This is a genomic window from Halomonas heilongjiangensis (assembly GCF_002879645.1).
In the GTDB taxonomy this organism is placed as follows: domain Bacteria; phylum Pseudomonadota; class Gammaproteobacteria; order Pseudomonadales; family Halomonadaceae; genus Halomonas; species Halomonas heilongjiangensis.
Genome location: NZ_PNRE01000047.1, coordinates 24,505 through 40,419, shown reverse-complemented (window position 1 = coordinate 40,419; position 15,915 = coordinate 24,505). Strand labels below are relative to the sequence as shown.

Sequence of the window (15,915 nt, the reverse complement as noted above, 5' to 3'; positions counted from 1 at the left end):
GTCTATCCCAAGCAAGGCGGCTGCCAACTTTGTGGTATTTCTTTTATTTCATATGGTTGGCTATGAGTCGAGGGGAGGTGGCGAGGCGTGAGCAGGGTCTGCTGCGCTGCAAGAAAGGGCAAGGCGGGGCCAGGATGCCCCGCCTTGGTGCCTGGGGAAGTGCCTACTGCATGGCCAACGGGCGCTCGTCACGCTCGCAACCCAGGAAGGCGGAGCTCTCCAGCCACTCAGGGTCGGGATAGTAGGCGAACAGGTAGTGATCCTCCTTGAGGCTGTCGATCAGCGGGTAGGTCACCTCCTGGCGCACCGCCGGGCAGCCGTGGCTGCGGCCCAGCCGGCCCGTCCGCCGGATAAAGGCCTCGCTGACGTAGTCGGCACCATGCATCACGATGGCGCGCTGGTAGGCCAGGTCGTTGACACCCGGCTCCAGTCCTTCCAGTCGCAGCGAGTAGCCATTGCGGCCGTAGTAGCTGTTCAGGGTGCGGAACAGCCCCAGGCTCGACTGGTGGCTTTCCGGGGTGTTGGAGAACAGCGTGGCTTCGGCATCTCCCGAGCCCTGCCCATGGGAGACCAGCTCCTCGAACAGCAATTCGCCCCGGTCGAGGTCAAACACCCAGAGGCGTGGCTCGGTGGAGGGCAGGGAGTAGTCGATCACCGCGAGACGGCCGGCCTCGGGAGCCGCGCAGTTCAGGGCGCTGGCGGCGAGTTGCAGGACTCGGCGGTCGGCGTTCGGTGCCAGTCGGGTCAGGGTGTGCGCCAGGGGCGCGGGTCGGAGTAGGTCGGGGTGCAGTACCTGGGCGAGGAAGTCGTCGGCGGCGGCCGACAGGCTGACCAGCAGCGAGCCGGTCATCAGGGGAAGCAGGAGTCGCGTCATGGGGGCCCCGTGGCGTTCGTTCTGGCGCAAGGAAGGGGGCTGCTTCCCTGTACCCCCCTATCTGGCACTATTATGACCATGAGGGTCAGGATGACCAGGCGCCTCCATCAACGCAGGAGTTCAGGACGATGCACGCTCGCGCAGGCAGGATCTTCCTCATTTCCTTGCTGTTGGCCCTGCTCATGCCGGTGGCCCTCGTCTCGGGGCAGGAAGAACCGAGTGAGGGTGAGTCAGCGTCACCCCTCGAAGCCGCCATCACCGCCCTGTTGGCCGAGGCGAGCGATGACTTGCAGGCCTTCTATGCGGTGCGCGGGCAACGCCCGGCCTGGACGGATTCCCGCACGGTGGCCGCCTTTGCCGCGGCGCTGCATACCCTGGATGGCGATGGGTTGATCCCCGAGGATTATCGGCCGGACGCCCTGGTGGCGGGGCATCGGCGGGCCTATGAGAACGAGGCCGATCCCGAACAGCAGGCCCGTTTCGACCTGCACGCCAGCCGGGTATTGCTGACGGCCTTGCGGCATCTGCAGCGTGGCAAGCTGGATCCCCGCGGCATCGACCCCGACTGGGAGGTGCCGATCGCCGCCCCACCGCTGGACCTGGCGGCATACTCCCGGGCGGTGGATGCCCAGCGCTTCGAGCAGGCCTTCGCCGCGGTGCGTCCCGCCTATGCGCCCTATGAGCGGTTGCGGACCGGCCTGGCTCGCTATCGCAACCTCGAGCGCCTCGGCGGCTGGCCGAGCCTGCCGGCCCGGGACCGGGCGCTGCGTCCGGGCGAGATCGACGATGACGTGGTGGTGCTGCGCGAGCGGTTGTCGGTGATCGGTGAGCTGGAGCTGGTGGCGGTGGATGGCGTCAACGTGGCGGAGCTCGAGCTGGAAGCCCCGGATCCGCGCCACTATGACGAGCGACTGGAAGCGGCGGTGCGGCGCTTCCAGCGTCGCCACCTGCTGGAGGCAGACGGCATCGTCGGGACACGGACCCGGGCGGCGCTCGACGTACCGGTGGACGAGCGCATCGACCAGATCCGCCTCAATCTCGAGCGGGCCCGATGGCTGCTGCATGGCCTGCCCGACGCCTTCGTGCTGGTGGACATCGCCGGCTACCAGATCAGCTACTTCCGTCCCGATGGCGAGATCTGGCGCTCGCGCATCGTGGTGGGGCGGCCCTACCGGCGCACCCCCTCGCTGCGCTCCGAGATCACCCACCTGACCGTCAACCCGACCTGGACGATCCCACCCACCATCCTGCGCGAGGACGTGCTGCCGGCGGTACGCCAGGACCTCGGCTACCTGTGGCGGGAAAGGATCCAGGTGCTGGGCCCCTCGGGTGTGCCCCTCGATCCCTGGGAGGTCGACTGGGAGCGGCCCGGCAATGTCATGCTGCGCCAGGCGCCGGGGCCGCAGAATGCCCTGGGGCAGGTGGCGATCCGCTTCCCCAACGACCACATGGTCTATCTCCACGATACCCCCGCCCAGGGGCTGTTCGCCCGCGAACAGCGCGCCTTCAGCTCCGGCTGCATCCGGGTGCAGGGCGTGCTGGAGTTCGCCCAGCTGCTGTTCGACGATACCGACAGCGGCCATGACATCCAGGCACTGATCGACAGCGGCCAGACCCGCAATGTGCGGCTGGCGAAGCGCGTGCCGGTGATCCTGCACTACTGGACGGTGCACGCCGCCGAGGACGGCGAACTGGCCTTCCGCCCGGACATCTACCAGCGCGACGAGGTCTTGCTGGAGGCGCTGGACCGGCCGCTCGAATTGTAGCAGGGTGCCCTGCGGCACGAGGAACGCGGCGTTCGGCGGTGAGGGAAAAGGCCCCGGTCACGTCCTGTGACCGGGGCCTTGGCTAAGCCAGCCTGGCGCCACAGCAGGGACAGACTGCCGATGGTGCCGGTTCAACCGCCTTGTTGCGCGGCGTGGGCCTCGCCGGAGCGGTGGCTTGCTCGCGTTCCGGGTTGATCGCTACCAGGTTGCCGCGCTCCCAGCGCAGGCCGATGTCCCGGAGCATGCGGGGGTCGCACTCCCTCAGTTCGGCGTATTGACGTCGCTTGGTGTAGTGCGCGCGAACGCTACGAATTATCCCTTTGGCGGTACGTGCAATTGCCATTCTCAGTCTCCTTGGGTCAGGAGGCCGGGGCTTGTGCGCGAACAAAATATGACCAGGGGGAGGTGATAGCTTGGCCGCGACAAGTGCCGCGGCCAGCGTCCTTCAATCAGTTAGCTACTGGCACACGGCAACGGGCATGCTCGCATCGCGTTATGGGAAACGGGATGCCAGGTGCCGGATGTATTGCCGCGGGTTGACCAGAGCATGAAGGGCGGGTCTTCGTTGAGTGGATGAGCGCCACGCGGCGAGGCGTGACCCTTTCTCTTATAAACAATGACTGATGAAGCGTCAACCGATGCAGCGGTAGACCTAGACCGATGATCGGCCGTCAGCGGTAGCCCTCGGCCTGCAACCGGAACAGCCGCGCATAGCGGCCATCGGCCGCCATCAGGCTGTCGTGGTCGCCCCGCTCGAGGATCCTGCCGCCGTCGACCACCAGGATCTGGTCGGCGGCGCGCACCGTGGAGAAGCGGTGGGAGATCAGGATGGTCATCTTGTCGTGGCTGTGTTCGCGGAAGTCGGCGAACACCGCGGCTTCGGCGGCGGCGTCCATGGCCGCGGTGGGCTCGTCGAGCACCAGGATGTCGGCGCTCTCGCGCATGTAGGCCCGCGACAGGGCGATCTTCTGCCACTGGCCGCCGGAGAGCTCCTGGCCGCCCTTGAACCAGCGCCCGAGCTGGGTATGGTAGCCGCCGGGCATGTCGGTGATGAAGTCGTCGGCCAGGCCGCGCCGGGCGGCCTCCCGCCAGCGGGCCTCGTCGGCGAAGGCGGCGACGTCGCCGGCCCCCAGGTTCTCGCCGACCTTGAGCTGGTAGCGCACGAAGTCCTGGAAGATCACCCCGATGCGCCGGCGCAGGGCCTGGATGTCCCAGTCGCGCAGGTCGCTGCCGTCGAGCAGGATGCGCCCCTCGCTTGGCGCATAGAGTCGGGTGAGCAGCTTGATCAGGGTGGTCTTGCCGGAGCCGTTGGCGCCGACCAGGGCCAGGCTGCCGCCGGGCCTGAGGTGCAGCGAGATGCCCGACAGCGCGGGCTTCTCGGCGCCGGGGTAGGTGAAGCTCACGTTCTCGAAGCGGATGCCGTCTCCGGGCCGGGCGCCGGTGGTGCGGGTGCCGGACTCGGCGTCCACCGGCTGCTCCAGGTACTCGTAGAGGTTGGAGAGATAGAGGTTGTCCTCGTACATGCCACTGATCGAGGTGAGGCTCGCCGAGAGCGCCGCCTGGCCCTGCTTGAACACCATCAGGTACATGGTCATCTCGCCGAGCGTCAGCTGGCCGGTCACGGTCTCCACCACCACCCAGGCGTAGGCACCGTAGAAGGCCAGGGTGCCGAGCAGGCCGAGCAGGAAGCCCCAGGTCTCGCGGCGCAGCGTCAGGCGGCGATCCTCGCCGTAGAGGGTGTCGAAGATCCGGCGGTAACGGTCGAGCAACAGCGGCTCGAGGCCGAACAGCTTGACCTCCTTGATGCTGTCCTCCCGGGCCAGCACCGTCTCCAGGTACATCTGCATGCGGGTCTGGGGGGAGCGCCAGCGGAACAGCTGGAAGGCATCGCCGGAGAACTTGGCCTCGGAGACGAACACCGGCAGGGCCCCGATCACGAGGATCAGGATCGCCCAGGGCGAGAACTGCACCAGCAGCACCCCGAAGCTGGCCAGGGAGATGGCGTTCTGGGCGAGCGAGAAGGTCTTGTTGACCAGCCCCAGCGGGCGGATCGAGGCCTCGCGTCGGGCTCGGGTCAGCTTGTCGTAGAACTCCGAATCCTCGAACTGGGCGAGCGTGAGGGTGCCGGCCTTCTCGAGGATCATCACGTTGACCTTCTGGCCGAGCAGGGCGCGCAACAGCGACTGCTGGGCCGAGAGCCCGCGCTGGGCCAGGGCGATGACGGCGATCACCCCCGCCTCGGCCAGCACGTAGCGCAGCACCGGCCACCAGTCCACGCGGCCTGTCTCGCCATGATCGACCATGGCGGCCACCACGGCATCGACGATCAACTGGCCGATCCAGGCCGCCACCGCCGGCAGTACCCCGGCGACCAGGGTGCAGGCGGCCAGACCCAGGGTCAGCGAGCGGGAGGTCTGCCAAACCAGCGTGAGCGCCCGGTGGCTGTAGCGAAAGACACCGAAGAAGGCGTTGAGGCGGTTGCCGTTGGCGGGCGGTGCAGGGATGGCGCGGCGCAGATGGGGTGAGGACAAGCGGGATCTCCGGTCCTGGGAAGCTGTTCAGTCTACCCGGCCGGCGAGGGGATCTCTCATCCCCCGGAAGGACCGCGCCCCGCTCGATGGCGGGGCGCGGGACGAGGCTCGGGTGGGGAAGGCTCAGCCCTCGTCGTCGTCGCTCGCTTCGGGCTGTTGCGCGCGGGCGACCACGGTGCCGGTCTCGCCGCTCTGCAGGACGGCCAGCAGGGGCTCGGCGTCGCGCTGGAAGGCCAGCAGCGCATCGCCGGACAGGCTCTGGTTCTCCGGCAGGTCGACCTTCATGGCATCGACCTGGTTGTTGTTGACGATCACCTCATAGTGCAGGTGCGGCCCGGTGCTGCGGCCGGTGTTGCCGGAGAGCGCGATGCGCTCGCCCATGCTGACCCGGTCGCCACGATTGACCAGCGGGCGCGACAGGTGCAGGTAGCGAGTGCGGTAGCCATTGTCGTGGCGTACCACCACGTAGCGGCCGGCCACCGGATGATTGCCTACCTTCTCCACCTGGCCGTCTGCCGGCGCCTGGATCGGGGTGCCGATGGGCATGGCGAAATCGGTACCGCGATGCGGGCTGATGCGCCCGGTGACCGGGTGCTTGCGGCGCGGATTGAAACTGGAACTGAGGCGGTAGCTGCCCGCGAAGGGGTAGCGGTTGAAGGCCGGATCGAGGCTCTCGCCTTCCGGGGTGTAGAAGTTGTTGTCGGCACCGTTGCGGACCACGGTCAGATCCATGCGAGCCCCCTCGTACTGCACCGCCAGCACCCGGGAGTCGAGGCTCTGGCCGTCGACGATGTCGGACTCGACCAGCACCTGAAAACGATCGCCGCGACGGGTGTCGCGGCGAAAGTCCAGTTTCTTCTCCAGCAGGCGGGAGAGCTGGCTGACCTCCGAGCTGGAGAGGCCGGTTGCCTGTGCCGAGCGGGCGAAGCTGCCGCTGACGGTGCCGGCGAACAGGCGCTGGGTGGCTTCACCGGCGCGTTCGATGGTGGCGACCTCGAAGCCGTCTTCCCCGCGCTCGATGAAGAAGCCATTGCGGGCGTTACGCATCACCCTCAGGGTCAGTAGCTTGCCGTCCTCGTCGAGCTGATACTCGAAACTGTTACCGGCCCGCCAGCGGGTCAACACGTTCTTGTCGGGCAGCTCGTCGAGCAGGCTCAACACCTCGCTGTAGCCGAGCCCCAGGCGATTCTGGGCCATGACCGCGAAGGTATCGCCCTGCTCTACCGTGTAGGTCTCCCATTCGGGTACGTAGGGCTCGCTGGCGGCGATCTCTTCCTCGAGGAAAACCGGGCCTTCCCCGAACAGGATGAGTTCCTCTTCGGGGACCTCTTCATAGGAGGTGGCATCCGCCACCAGGGCCTCGTCATGATCGAGCATGCCGCTGGAAATGGTGCCGATCACCACCGCCATGTGCAGCGCACCATCATCGAGCATCGGCTCGTCGGCCAGACCGTCATCGACCGGCTCGTCGATGTGCCGTTCGGCCCTGGCCAGCGTCAGTGGCACCACCCGGTTCTCGGCGCTCTCGCCGGCGGCACTGGCCGAGGTGACAAAATCGATATCGACGACTTCGGAGGCGGTGAGACTCGACAGCGGTACATGTTCGCGGGTGGCATCGAGCGCCAGCGAGGCCATCTCGATGGCATCGGCGACCGGGCTACGGTCGAAACTCAGCGAGGGGAGGCCGGGTTGAGTATCGGGATCGAGGGGGACGAGAACAGTGTCGAGCGGCTGATTCTCACGCTGGACATCCTGGAAGGAGGTGACGATTTTCTGTGCGCCCAGCACTGTGACCATGGTGGCAACGGGTAACAGTAACAGCTTGTGCGTGCGGGGCAGCGAATGGAGGATTCGCAACATGGGTAAAGGCCAATGACTGATGAAAAGAATAAAAAAAGGCATCGAAACCATAACCCATGACGCATGGCGTGCCTAGTCTGTATGTACATACAGGAATGTGCCGATCCACGCCTGGCGCAGATCGGCTCGGGTAAAGCGAACGCTGTTTACTAATCGTTCATTGGAGCCGAAGACGAGGGGGAAATCAACCCCTGCCGCGGTCGGTCATCCTCGGGTGCCCGTCAGGGTGCCGTCGCGATAGTCGCGCAGGGCTTGCTCCAGTTCGGCGTGCTCGTTCATCACGAACGGCCCGTAATGGGCGATGGGCTCCCGGTGTGGTTGGCCGGCCAGCAGCAGGGCCTGGCCGCCCGCGGCGCTGCCCAGCACCAGTTGCTCACCACTGCCAAGCCGGGCCAGTTGGCCTCGGGGCACGGTGGTCTCCCCGACGGTCAGGCTGCCGTCGAAGACGTAGACCAGCAGGGTGGGGGCATCCGTCTCGAGGGACAGCTCACCACCCGGTTCCAGGCGCACATGGGCCACGGCTCCGTCGCCGGCGAGGGCATTCAGCGGGCCATCGACGTGCTCGCCGCCGGCGTTCTGCCAGCGCCCGCCGAGGGCGATCAGCTCGGCGCCCTTGCCGGCGAGGCGGGGCATCTCGGCCGCGCGCACATCCCGATAGGTGGCCGGGCTCAGCTTGTCCCGGGCCGGCAGGTTGAGCCACAGCTGGAAAGCGTGCAGGCCCTGGCTGTCGGTGAGTGGCATCTCCGAGTGGATGATGCCGCGGCCGGTATGCATCCACTGGGCGTCGCCGGCGCGGATGGTGCTCGCGTGACCCAGGTGATCCTCGTGGGTCAGGCCGCCGTGGATCACGTAGGTCAGGGTCTGGATGCCGCGGTGGGGGTGGGGCGGGAAGCCGCCGATGTAGTCGTCGGGACGGTCCGACCCCAGCTCGTCGAGCATCAGGAAGGGATCCAGTCCGCCGCCGAAGTCATGGATCCGCTGGATCCTCACCCCGTCGCCATCCTGACTGGGATGGCTGGGTTGCAGCTGCTCGACCCGACGCGGCGTAGTGGAAGCCATGAGATTTCTCCGTTCTTGCAAGGTTTCCCTGGCATTTTAGGTCGGATTTTTCGAAAATTAAGCGCAATGTTTCGCTTTGAGTGTTCGAGGAAATCGAAATGTCCCGAGTCACCCTGACCCAATGGCAGATGCTGGCCGCGGTGGTCGACCATGGCGGCTTCGCGCGGGCCGCCGAGGCCATCCACAAGAGTCCGTCGACCCTGAACCACGCGGTGCACAAGCTGGAGGAGCAGCTCGGCGTACGGGTCCTGGAGCCGGTGGGGCGGCAGGTACGCCTGACCGAAGCGGGTGAGATGCTGCTGCGTCGGGCGCGCCAGTTGATCGAGAGCGCCGCCTCGCTGGAAGACGTGGCAACGCGCCTGGCGGAGGGGCTGGAGGCCGAGGTGGTGTTGGCCATCGATCAGGTCTTTCCGCCCGACGCCCTGGCCCGCGCCCTGGAGACCTTCTCGCGGGAGTTTCCCCATGTGCGGGTGCAGTTGCACGAGACGGTACTCAACGGCGGCATCGAGATGCTCTATGACGGCAGTGCCGACCTGGTGGTCTCGGGGCTCGCCGCCCAGGGGTTCCTGGGCGAGCCACTGGTCACGGTGCGCTTCATCGCCGTGGCACATCCGGCGCATGCGCTGCATCGGCTGGCACGCCCGCTCGACCTGCGCGACCTGATCCAGCATCGCCAACTGGTGGTGCGCGACTCGGCGCTGCGACAGTCGATGGACTCGGGCTGGTTGAAGGCCGAGCAGCGCTGGACCCTGGGTCACCTGCATACCTCCATCGACATGCTCGAGCGGGGTCTGGGCTTCGCCTGGGTGCCGGAGACGCGGATCCTCGGTGCCCTGAACGAGGGGCGGCTGAAGCCGCTGCCGCTCACCGCCGGCGGTATCCGCCAGATTCCGATCCAGCTCATCCATCGTGACCGCGACCGGGCCGGGCCGGCGACTCACGCCATGGCCAGCGCCCTCAAGCAGGGCGTGGCGTCCTGCTCGGAGGTCGAACCATTCGATATGGTCGAATGAATCGTGGCAAAGGATGCGCTTGAGATTCGATGAAATCGCTCTAGGCTCTACCTCAAATCCCTGTTGACTGACGAGAGGACACCATGGGCCTGTTGATCGAAGGCGTCTGGCATGACCAGTGGTACGACACCGGCAAGCACGGTGGCGAGTTCGTGCGCGAATCCGCCCAGCTCCGCGACTGGATCACCCGCGACGGCGGCCCGGGCCCGGACGGCCAGCCGGGGCTGCCCGCCGAGGCCGGGCGCTACCACCTCTATGTCTCCCTGGCCTGCCCCTGGGCCCATCGCACCCTGATCCTGCGCCGGCTCAAGGGGCTCGAGGAACTGATCGGCGTCTCCCACGTCAGCCCGCTGATGCTCGACCAGGGCTGGACCTATCAGGAGAGCGAAGGCTCCAGTGGTGACCCGGTCAACGGCGTCGACTACCATCGCCAGCTCTACACCCTGACCGACCCGCACTACACCGGGCGGGTCACGGTGCCGGCGCTATGGGACAAGCGCGAGGGGCGCATCGTCAACAACGAGTCCGCCGACCTGCTGCGGATCTTCAACGACGCCTTCGACGCCTCGACCGGCAACCGGCTCGATTTCTACCCGACGGACCTGCGTCGAGCCATCGATGCGGTCAACGCCGATGTCTACGACCACATCAACAACGGCGTCTACAAGGCGGGCTTCGCCACCGAGCAGGCCGTCTACGAGAAGCACGTGGTGGCGCTGTTCGAGGCGCTGGAGCGGATGGAGGCGCGGCTGGCCGAGAGCCGTTACCTGGCCGGCGAGTGGCTGACCGAGGCCGACATCCGGCTGTTCACCACCCTGATTCGCTTCGATGCGGTCTACCACGGCCACTTCAAGTGCAACCTCAGGCGCATCGAGGACTACCCGAACCTGTCGAACTACCTGCGCGAGCTCTACCAGTGGCCGGGCATCAAGGAAACCGTGGACTTCGACCATATCAAGCGCCACTACTATTACAGTCACGACACCATCAACCCGACGCGCATCGTGCCCCGTGGCCCGCTCCTCGACCTCGAGCGGCCCCACGACCGCGAGCGGTTGCCGGGGCAGGGGATTCGCGAGAAGGGTTAGGCGTTCTTCGCCAGCCAGCGATCCAGCGCATTGGCGAACTCGCGGCGGTCGGTGTCGGCGTAGCCCTTGGGACCGCCGGTGTGCTCGCCGCTGGCGCGCAGGGTCTCCATGAAGTCCCGCATCTGGACCCGGGCGCGGATATTGCTCCGGTCGAGCATCTCGCCGCGGGTGGTCATCACCGCGGCGCCCTTGTCGATGGCTTCCATGGCCAGCGGCAGGTCCGAGGTGATCAGCAGGTCGCCGGCGGCCAGGCGCGCGACGATCTCGTTGTCGGCGGCATCGAAGCCGTGGCTCACCGCCAGCGCCCTGACCCACTTCGACGGCGGCAGCGGTATGGCGTGGTTGGCCACGAACCAGGTCGGCGTGGCGGTGCGCTCGGCGGCGCGCACGATGATCTCGCGGGCCACCTTGGGGCAGGCATCGGCGTCGACCCAGAGACTCGGCATGGCAAACTCCTGGCAGGAAGGGGGCAAGGGGCGCGATGAACGCCAACCCGAAAAGGCTGGCCAGCGATGAGTGCCGATGGTAGCATGCGCGCTCCTCGCATGTGCTGACCCCGCCATCATGACGATTCGCCTGAGCCGAGTGCCCGAGCCGAATCACCGAGACCTGCGGTCATCTACCGCCAGTGTCCGAGATGTGAAGATGGAGCGCCAACCAGATGCCGCCAGAACAGGTGGCATCGGCGCAGAAAGGTCGCCTTAGCGGTTCGCCAGCCCCTTGGGCTCGAACCGGATGCCAGGTGCGACCGGCGTCCCCGATACCGTGACTCGCTCTGCCCCCTGGCCATGACGGCCCAGCGACTGGCGCAGTGCGCCCGACCGTTTGCTTGCGTCGGGGGTGCCTCAATGTGATTTGCCGGCCATCGCCGGCCTACCAAGGTGTGATTGATGACCTCGACTTCTGTCGCTGCGCCGAGCTTCGGCGATCTGGCCCTGCTGCCTGCCGTTCTCTCTGCTGTCGAAACCCTGGGCTACGAGACCCCTTCGCCGATCCAGATGCAGACCATCCCGGCGTTGCTGGAAGGCCGTGACATGCTCGGCCAGGCCCAGACCGGCACCGGCAAGACCGCTGCCTTCGCGCTGCCGATCCTGTCGCGCCTCGAGCTCGAGCGCCGCGAGCCCCAGGTGCTGGTGCTGGCGCCGACCCGTGAACTGGCCCAGCAGGTGGCCGTGTCGTTCAGCAAGTACGGCCAGAACCTCAAGGGCCTGGAAGTGGCGACCCTGTGCGGTGGCCAGGAGTACCGCGAGCAGTTGGGCGCGCTGAAGCGCGGCGCCCAGGTGGTGGTGGGCACCCCCGGCCGGGTGATCGATCACCTGGATCGCGGCAGCCTCAAGCTCGACGGTCTCTCCGCCCTGGTGCTGGACGAGGCCGACGAGATGCTGCGCATGGGCTTCATCGACGACGTCAAGCGCGTGGTCGCCGACACGCCCAAGGATGCCCAGCGGGTGTTCTTCTCCGCCACCCTGCCGTCCGAGATCGAGCGCATCGTCAATCGCTACCTGGTCGACCCGGTCAAGGTGGCCATCGAGGCCCGGGTCGGTACCGCGGCGAGCATCGACCAGCGCATGGTGCGTGTCGACGGCGGTGCCAAGCTGGAGGCGCTGTCGCGTATCCTCGAGGTCGAGCCCGTCGACGGTGCCATCGTCTTCGTGCGCACCCGGGCCGCCTGCACCACCCTGATGGAGCAGCTCTCGGCCCGTGGCGTCAACGTGGCGAGCCTCTCCGGTGACCTCGACCAGAGCCTGCGTGAGCGCACCATCACGCGCCTCAAGCGTGGCAAGGTCGATGTGCTGATCGCCACCGACGTGGCCGCCCGCGGTCTCGACGTGCCGCGCATCACCCACGTCATCAACTACGACCTGCCCCAGGACGCCGAGGCCTATACCCACCGCATCGGGCGTACCGGCCGTGCCGGCCGCACCGGCGTGGCGATCACCTTCGTCGGCTTCCGCGAGGGGCGCAAGGTGGGCTGGCTCGAGCAGGCCACCGGCCAGAAGCTGAGCGAGATGCCGCTGCCCGACGAGGCCGCCATCCGCGCCCATCGCGACGAGGTATTCCACCAGCGCGTGGTCGCCTCCCTGACCAAGGGCGCCGAGGAGCAGACTGCCCTGGTCGAGCGCCTGGTCGAGGAGGGGCACGACCCCATCGAGCTGGCCTGTGCCTTCGCCGCCATGGCGCGCGCCGACGAGGCGCCGATCGGTCGCCTGCAGGCGCCGCGTCGCGACAATGACCGTGGTGAGCGCGCCGCCCGCGACGGCAAGCCGCCGCGTCGCCGCGACAGCGGCCCCAGCGAGGGCATGACCCGCTACCGCGTCGCCGTGGGTCACAAGGATGGCGTCAAGCCGGGCCAACTGGTCGGGGCGCTCGCCAACGAGGGCGGCATCGAGGGCGCGCGCATCGGTCGCATCGATATCCGCAACGCCTTCTCGGTGGTCGAGCTGCCGAGCTCGCTGCCGGCGAGCATCCTGGCCAAGATGGCCCGTGCCCGGGTGGCCGGCCGTCCGCTGGAGATCAGCGAGGATCGCGGCGCCCCCGAGCGCGCACCGCGTCGTCGTGACGACGGCGAGGCGCCGATCCGCCGCCAGTCACGCGGCTGAGGGACAGGCCAGGCCGACCGCTACGCAGTGGCGGGCGGCAAGCCACCAGGCAACGGGCCGGGGGAGTTCTCCCCCGGCCCGTTTTTCGTGAGCGCCAGACGGCGTTCGCCAGGCCGACGGACGCCGGCTTGACCTTGCCCGGCGTGCGGTTCCAGGCCCGCACCCATCTCCTGCCAATGACGAACATGTCCAGCATTTGTTCAACATATACTTTTGCATGTGTCGACTTGCCGCTGGCCGTGGCATTACTGTCTGTGGGGTCTGGACCCCTTGCTTGCCGCTCATGGCCTGACTGTGCCACAGGAGCCTCTTCCCATGTCGTCACCTGATTCGTCCCGAGCCCGTCCGCCCCGCTCCGACGCGTGGTCCGGCACCCCCGACAAGCCACACCGGATCACTCCCGACCAGCTGCGTTCGCGCTACTGGTTCGACAACCCCGAGCATCCGGGCACCACGGCGCTGTGCATCGAGCGCTACCTGAACTACGGCATCACCCTGGAGGAGCTCACCAGCGGCAAGCCGATCATCGGCATCAGCCAGTCCGGCTCCGACCTGACGCCCTGCAACCGCCACCACATCGAGCTGGTCAAGCGCGTGAAGGACGGCATTCGTACCGCCGGCGGGGTGCCGTTCGAATTCCCCATGCACCCGATCCACGAGAACGTGCGCCGGCCCACCGCCGCGCTGGACCGCAACCTGGCCTATCTGGGGCTGGTCGAGGTGCTGCACGGCTATCCGCTCGACGGCGTGGTGCTGACCACTGGCTGCGACAAGACCACCCCGGCGGCGCTGATGGCCGCGGCCACGGTCAACATCCCCGCCATCGTGCTCTCCGGCGGGCCGATGCTCAACGGCTGGCGCGGTAGCGAACGGGTCGGGTCCGGCACCATCATCTGGGAGCTGCGCAAGCGCCTGGCGGCCGGTGACATCGACTACGCCGAGTTCCTGTCGCGGGGCGCCGACTCGGCGCCCTCCATCGGCCACTGCAACACCATGGGCACCGCCTCGTCCATGAATGCCCTGGCCGAGGCGCTGGGCATGAGCCTGCCCGGCTCGGCGATGATCCCGGCGCCCTACAAGGAGCGCGCCATGGTCGCCTACCAGACCGGGTGCCGCATCGTCGAGATGGTCTGGGAGGACCTGAGGCCGCTGGACATTCTCACCCGCGAGGCATTCGAGAACGCCGTCGTGACCTGCTCGGCGCTGGGCGGTTCCTCCAACGCGCCGATCCATGTCAATGCCATCGCCCGCCATGCCGGGGTCGAACTGACCAACGACGACTGGCAGCGGCTGGGCCACGAAATCCCGCTGCTGGCCAACGTGATGCCGGCCGGCGCCTACCTCTCCGAGGAGTTCCACCGCGCCGGCGGCGTGCCGGCGGTGCTTCACGAACTCCTGGCGGCGGACAAGCTTAACGGCGAGGTGATGACCGTCAACGGCCGTGCGCTCGTCGCCAACGTGCAGGGCTGCGAAACCCGCGACCCCGAGGTGATCCGCCACTACGCCAACCCACTGGTGGAACACGCCGGTTTCCTCAACCTCAAGGGCAACCTGTTCGACTCGGCGCTGATGAAGACCAGCGTGATCTCGCCGGACTTCCGCGCGCGTTTCCTCAACGACCCTGCCGACCCCGACGCCTTCGAGGGCAGGGTGGCGGTGTTCGACGGCGCCGAGGACTACCACGCACGCATCGACGACCCGGCGCTCGGCATCGATGAGCACACCATCCTGGTGATGCGCGGCGCCGGCCCGGTGGGTCACCCCGGCGGCGCCGAGGTGGTCAACATGCAGCCGCCGGAGGCGCTGATCCGACGCGGCATCGAGTCGCTGCCGTGCCTTGGCGATGGGCGTCAGTCGGGGACCTCCGGTTCGCCGTCGATCCTCAACGCCTCGCCGGAGGCGGCCACCGGCGGTGGGTTGGCGTTGCTGGAAACCGGCGACCGGTTGCGTGTCGACCTGAAGCGAGGCGAGGTGCGGCTGCTGATCGACGAGGCCGAGCTCAAGGCGCGGCGTCGGCGGCTCGAGGCGGCCGGCGGCTATCGCTATCCCGACCACCAGACGCCCTGGCAGGAGATCCAGCGCTCGATGGTGGAGCCGCTGGAGCGCGGCATGACACTGGCGCCGGCGACCCGCTATCGTGACGTGGCACGCCAGCATCCGCCGAGGGATAACCACTGACATGAGCCGGTTGAGCGCGTTGTCATATCGCCAGCAGGGGGTGCTGCTGACCGGCGGTGGGGCGCTGATCATGGCCCCCGACGCGCTGCTGATCAAGGTCGCCGACCTGCCCGATGCGGAGATCCTGATGTGGCGCGGCTTTCTCTCGGCGCTGGGGTTCTTCCTGATCGCGCTGATACGCCATGGCCGCGGCATCCTGGCGGCCTATCGTCGCTGCGGCTGGACCGGCATCGCCGTGGCGCTGCTGTTCAGCCTGACCACCTGCGGTTTCGTGCTCGGCAACCAGTACACCAAGGCGGGGAACGTGCTGATGATCCTGGCCGGCTCGCCGCTGATCGCCGCGGGGCTGTCCCGGGTGATCCTCAAGGAGCGGTTGCCGAGGCGCACCTGGCTGGCGATCTGGCTGTGCATGGCCGGTATCGCCATGATCGTGGTCGACGACGTCGGCGCCGGCTCCTGGGTGGGCAACGCCTTTGCCTTGATGGCGGCGACCACCCTGGCCCTCAATTTCACCCTGTGTCGCACCCGCCCGGGCGCGGACATGAGCCCGATGCTGGTCTTCAACGGCGTGATCGTCGGGGGCGGGGCCGGGCTGGTGTGGCTCGCCGGGGGGGCGCCGTCCCTGCCCGCCGCCCACCAGCTCACCGTGGTGATCCTGCTGTGCCTGGTCATCGTGCCCTGCGGGGTGACCCTGCTGCAGCGCGGGCCGCTCTACCTGCCCGCCGCCGAGGTGGGCCTGCTGCTGCTGCTCGAGGTGGTGGTGGGCACCCTGCTGGCCTGGTGGATCATCGCCGAGCAGCCGGCGCCGATGGCGCTGGTCGGTGGCACCCTGGTCCTCGGTACCCTGTTTGCCAAGGGGCTCTACGAGCGGCGGCTGGAACTGCGGCTGCGGGCGGGGGCCGGGCCGGCACTGCAGGACTCGGCAGAGCAACGAGCCGGCTGACGC

Annotated in this window: 12 protein-coding genes; 6 read left to right on the top strand and 6 right to left on the bottom strand. The window is 67.7% G+C overall.

The features are described from left to right. Nucleotides 1–163: 163 nt before the first annotated feature. Nucleotides 164–874: a murein L,D-transpeptidase catalytic domain family protein gene (locus tag C1H66_RS10675; RefSeq protein ID WP_102627867.1), complete on the bottom strand. Its 711-nt coding sequence runs from the start codon at nucleotides 872–874 to the stop codon at nucleotides 164–166. A 128-nt stretch (nucleotides 875–1,002) separates the two neighbouring features. Here C1H66_RS10675 and C1H66_RS10670 point away from each other — a divergent pair, with 128 nt between their 5' ends. Then, complete coding sequence (locus tag C1H66_RS10670; RefSeq protein WP_102627866.1) at nucleotides 1,003–2,640, top strand: L,D-transpeptidase family protein; 1,638 nt, start codon at nucleotides 1,003–1,005, stop codon at nucleotides 2,638–2,640. A gap of 82 nt (nucleotides 2,641–2,722) precedes the next feature. On the opposite strand, the gene C1H66_RS23535 is transcribed toward C1H66_RS10670, so the two are convergent. The 4 genes from C1H66_RS23535 to C1H66_RS10650 all read right to left on the bottom strand — a co-directional run bounded on the left by C1H66_RS23535 (nucleotide 2,723) and on the right by C1H66_RS10650 (nucleotide 8,090). Then, nucleotides 2,723–2,983, bottom strand: coding sequence for a DUF1127 domain-containing protein (locus C1H66_RS23535; RefSeq protein ID WP_102627865.1), 261 nt, complete (start codon nucleotides 2,981–2,983; stop codon nucleotides 2,723–2,725). A gap of 328 nt (nucleotides 2,984–3,311) precedes the next feature. Beyond that, nucleotides 3,312–5,156: an ABC transporter ATP-binding protein gene (locus C1H66_RS10660; RefSeq protein WP_102627919.1), complete on the bottom strand. Its 1,845-nt coding sequence runs from the start codon at nucleotides 5,154–5,156 to the stop codon at nucleotides 3,312–3,314. Nucleotides 5,157–5,294: 138 nt separating this feature from the next. After that, a complete protein-coding gene (locus C1H66_RS10655) occupies nucleotides 5,295–7,031 on the bottom strand; it encodes a peptidoglycan DD-metalloendopeptidase family protein (RefSeq protein ID WP_102627864.1) in 1,737 nt (578 codons plus the stop codon). 204 nt (nucleotides 7,032–7,235) lie between these two features. Beyond that, nucleotides 7,236–8,090, bottom strand: coding sequence for a pirin family protein (locus C1H66_RS10650; protein WP_102627863.1), 855 nt, complete (start codon nucleotides 8,088–8,090; stop codon nucleotides 7,236–7,238). 98 nt (nucleotides 8,091–8,188) lie between these two features. Here C1H66_RS10650 and C1H66_RS10645 point away from each other — a divergent pair, with 98 nt between their 5' ends. Together C1H66_RS10645 and C1H66_RS10640 are read left to right on the top strand one after the other, a co-directional pair. Beyond that, nucleotides 8,189–9,103 carry a LysR family transcriptional regulator gene (locus C1H66_RS10645; protein WP_102627862.1) on the top strand — a complete coding sequence of 305 codons (915 nt, stop codon included), beginning with the start codon at nucleotides 8,189–8,191 and terminating at the stop codon, nucleotides 9,101–9,103. A gap of 83 nt (nucleotides 9,104–9,186) precedes the next feature. Continuing rightward, nucleotides 9,187–10,191, top strand: coding sequence for a glutathione S-transferase family protein (locus tag C1H66_RS10640; protein ID WP_102627861.1), 1,005 nt, complete (start codon nucleotides 9,187–9,189; stop codon nucleotides 10,189–10,191). On the opposite strand, the gene C1H66_RS10635 is transcribed toward C1H66_RS10640, so the two are convergent. Further along, nucleotides 10,188–10,637, bottom strand: coding sequence for a YaiI/YqxD family protein (locus tag C1H66_RS10635; RefSeq protein WP_102627860.1), 450 nt, complete (start codon nucleotides 10,635–10,637; stop codon nucleotides 10,188–10,190). The two genes, C1H66_RS10640 and C1H66_RS10635, sit on opposite strands and share 4 nt — an antisense overlap. Nucleotides 10,638–11,081: 444 nt before the next feature. On the opposite strand from C1H66_RS10635, the gene C1H66_RS10630 reads away from it, so the two are divergent. The 3 genes from C1H66_RS10630 (at nucleotide 11,082) to C1H66_RS10620 (ending at nucleotide 15,912) form a co-directional block, all read left to right on the top strand. Then, nucleotides 11,082–12,791: a DEAD/DEAH box helicase gene (locus tag C1H66_RS10630; RefSeq protein ID WP_102627859.1), complete on the top strand. Its 1,710-nt coding sequence runs from the start codon at nucleotides 11,082–11,084 to the stop codon at nucleotides 12,789–12,791. Between the two features lie 315 nt (nucleotides 12,792–13,106). Next, complete coding sequence (locus tag C1H66_RS10625; RefSeq protein WP_102627858.1) at nucleotides 13,107–14,969, top strand: IlvD/Edd family dehydratase; 1,863 nt, start codon at nucleotides 13,107–13,109, stop codon at nucleotides 14,967–14,969. A gap of 1 nt (nucleotide 14,970) precedes the next feature. After that, the gene (locus C1H66_RS10620; protein ID WP_102627857.1) at nucleotides 14,971–15,912 is read left to right on the top strand and encodes a DMT family transporter; all 942 of its coding nucleotides are present in this window, start codon (nucleotides 14,971–14,973) and stop codon (nucleotides 15,910–15,912) included. Nucleotides 15,913–15,915: the final 3 nt, after the last annotated feature.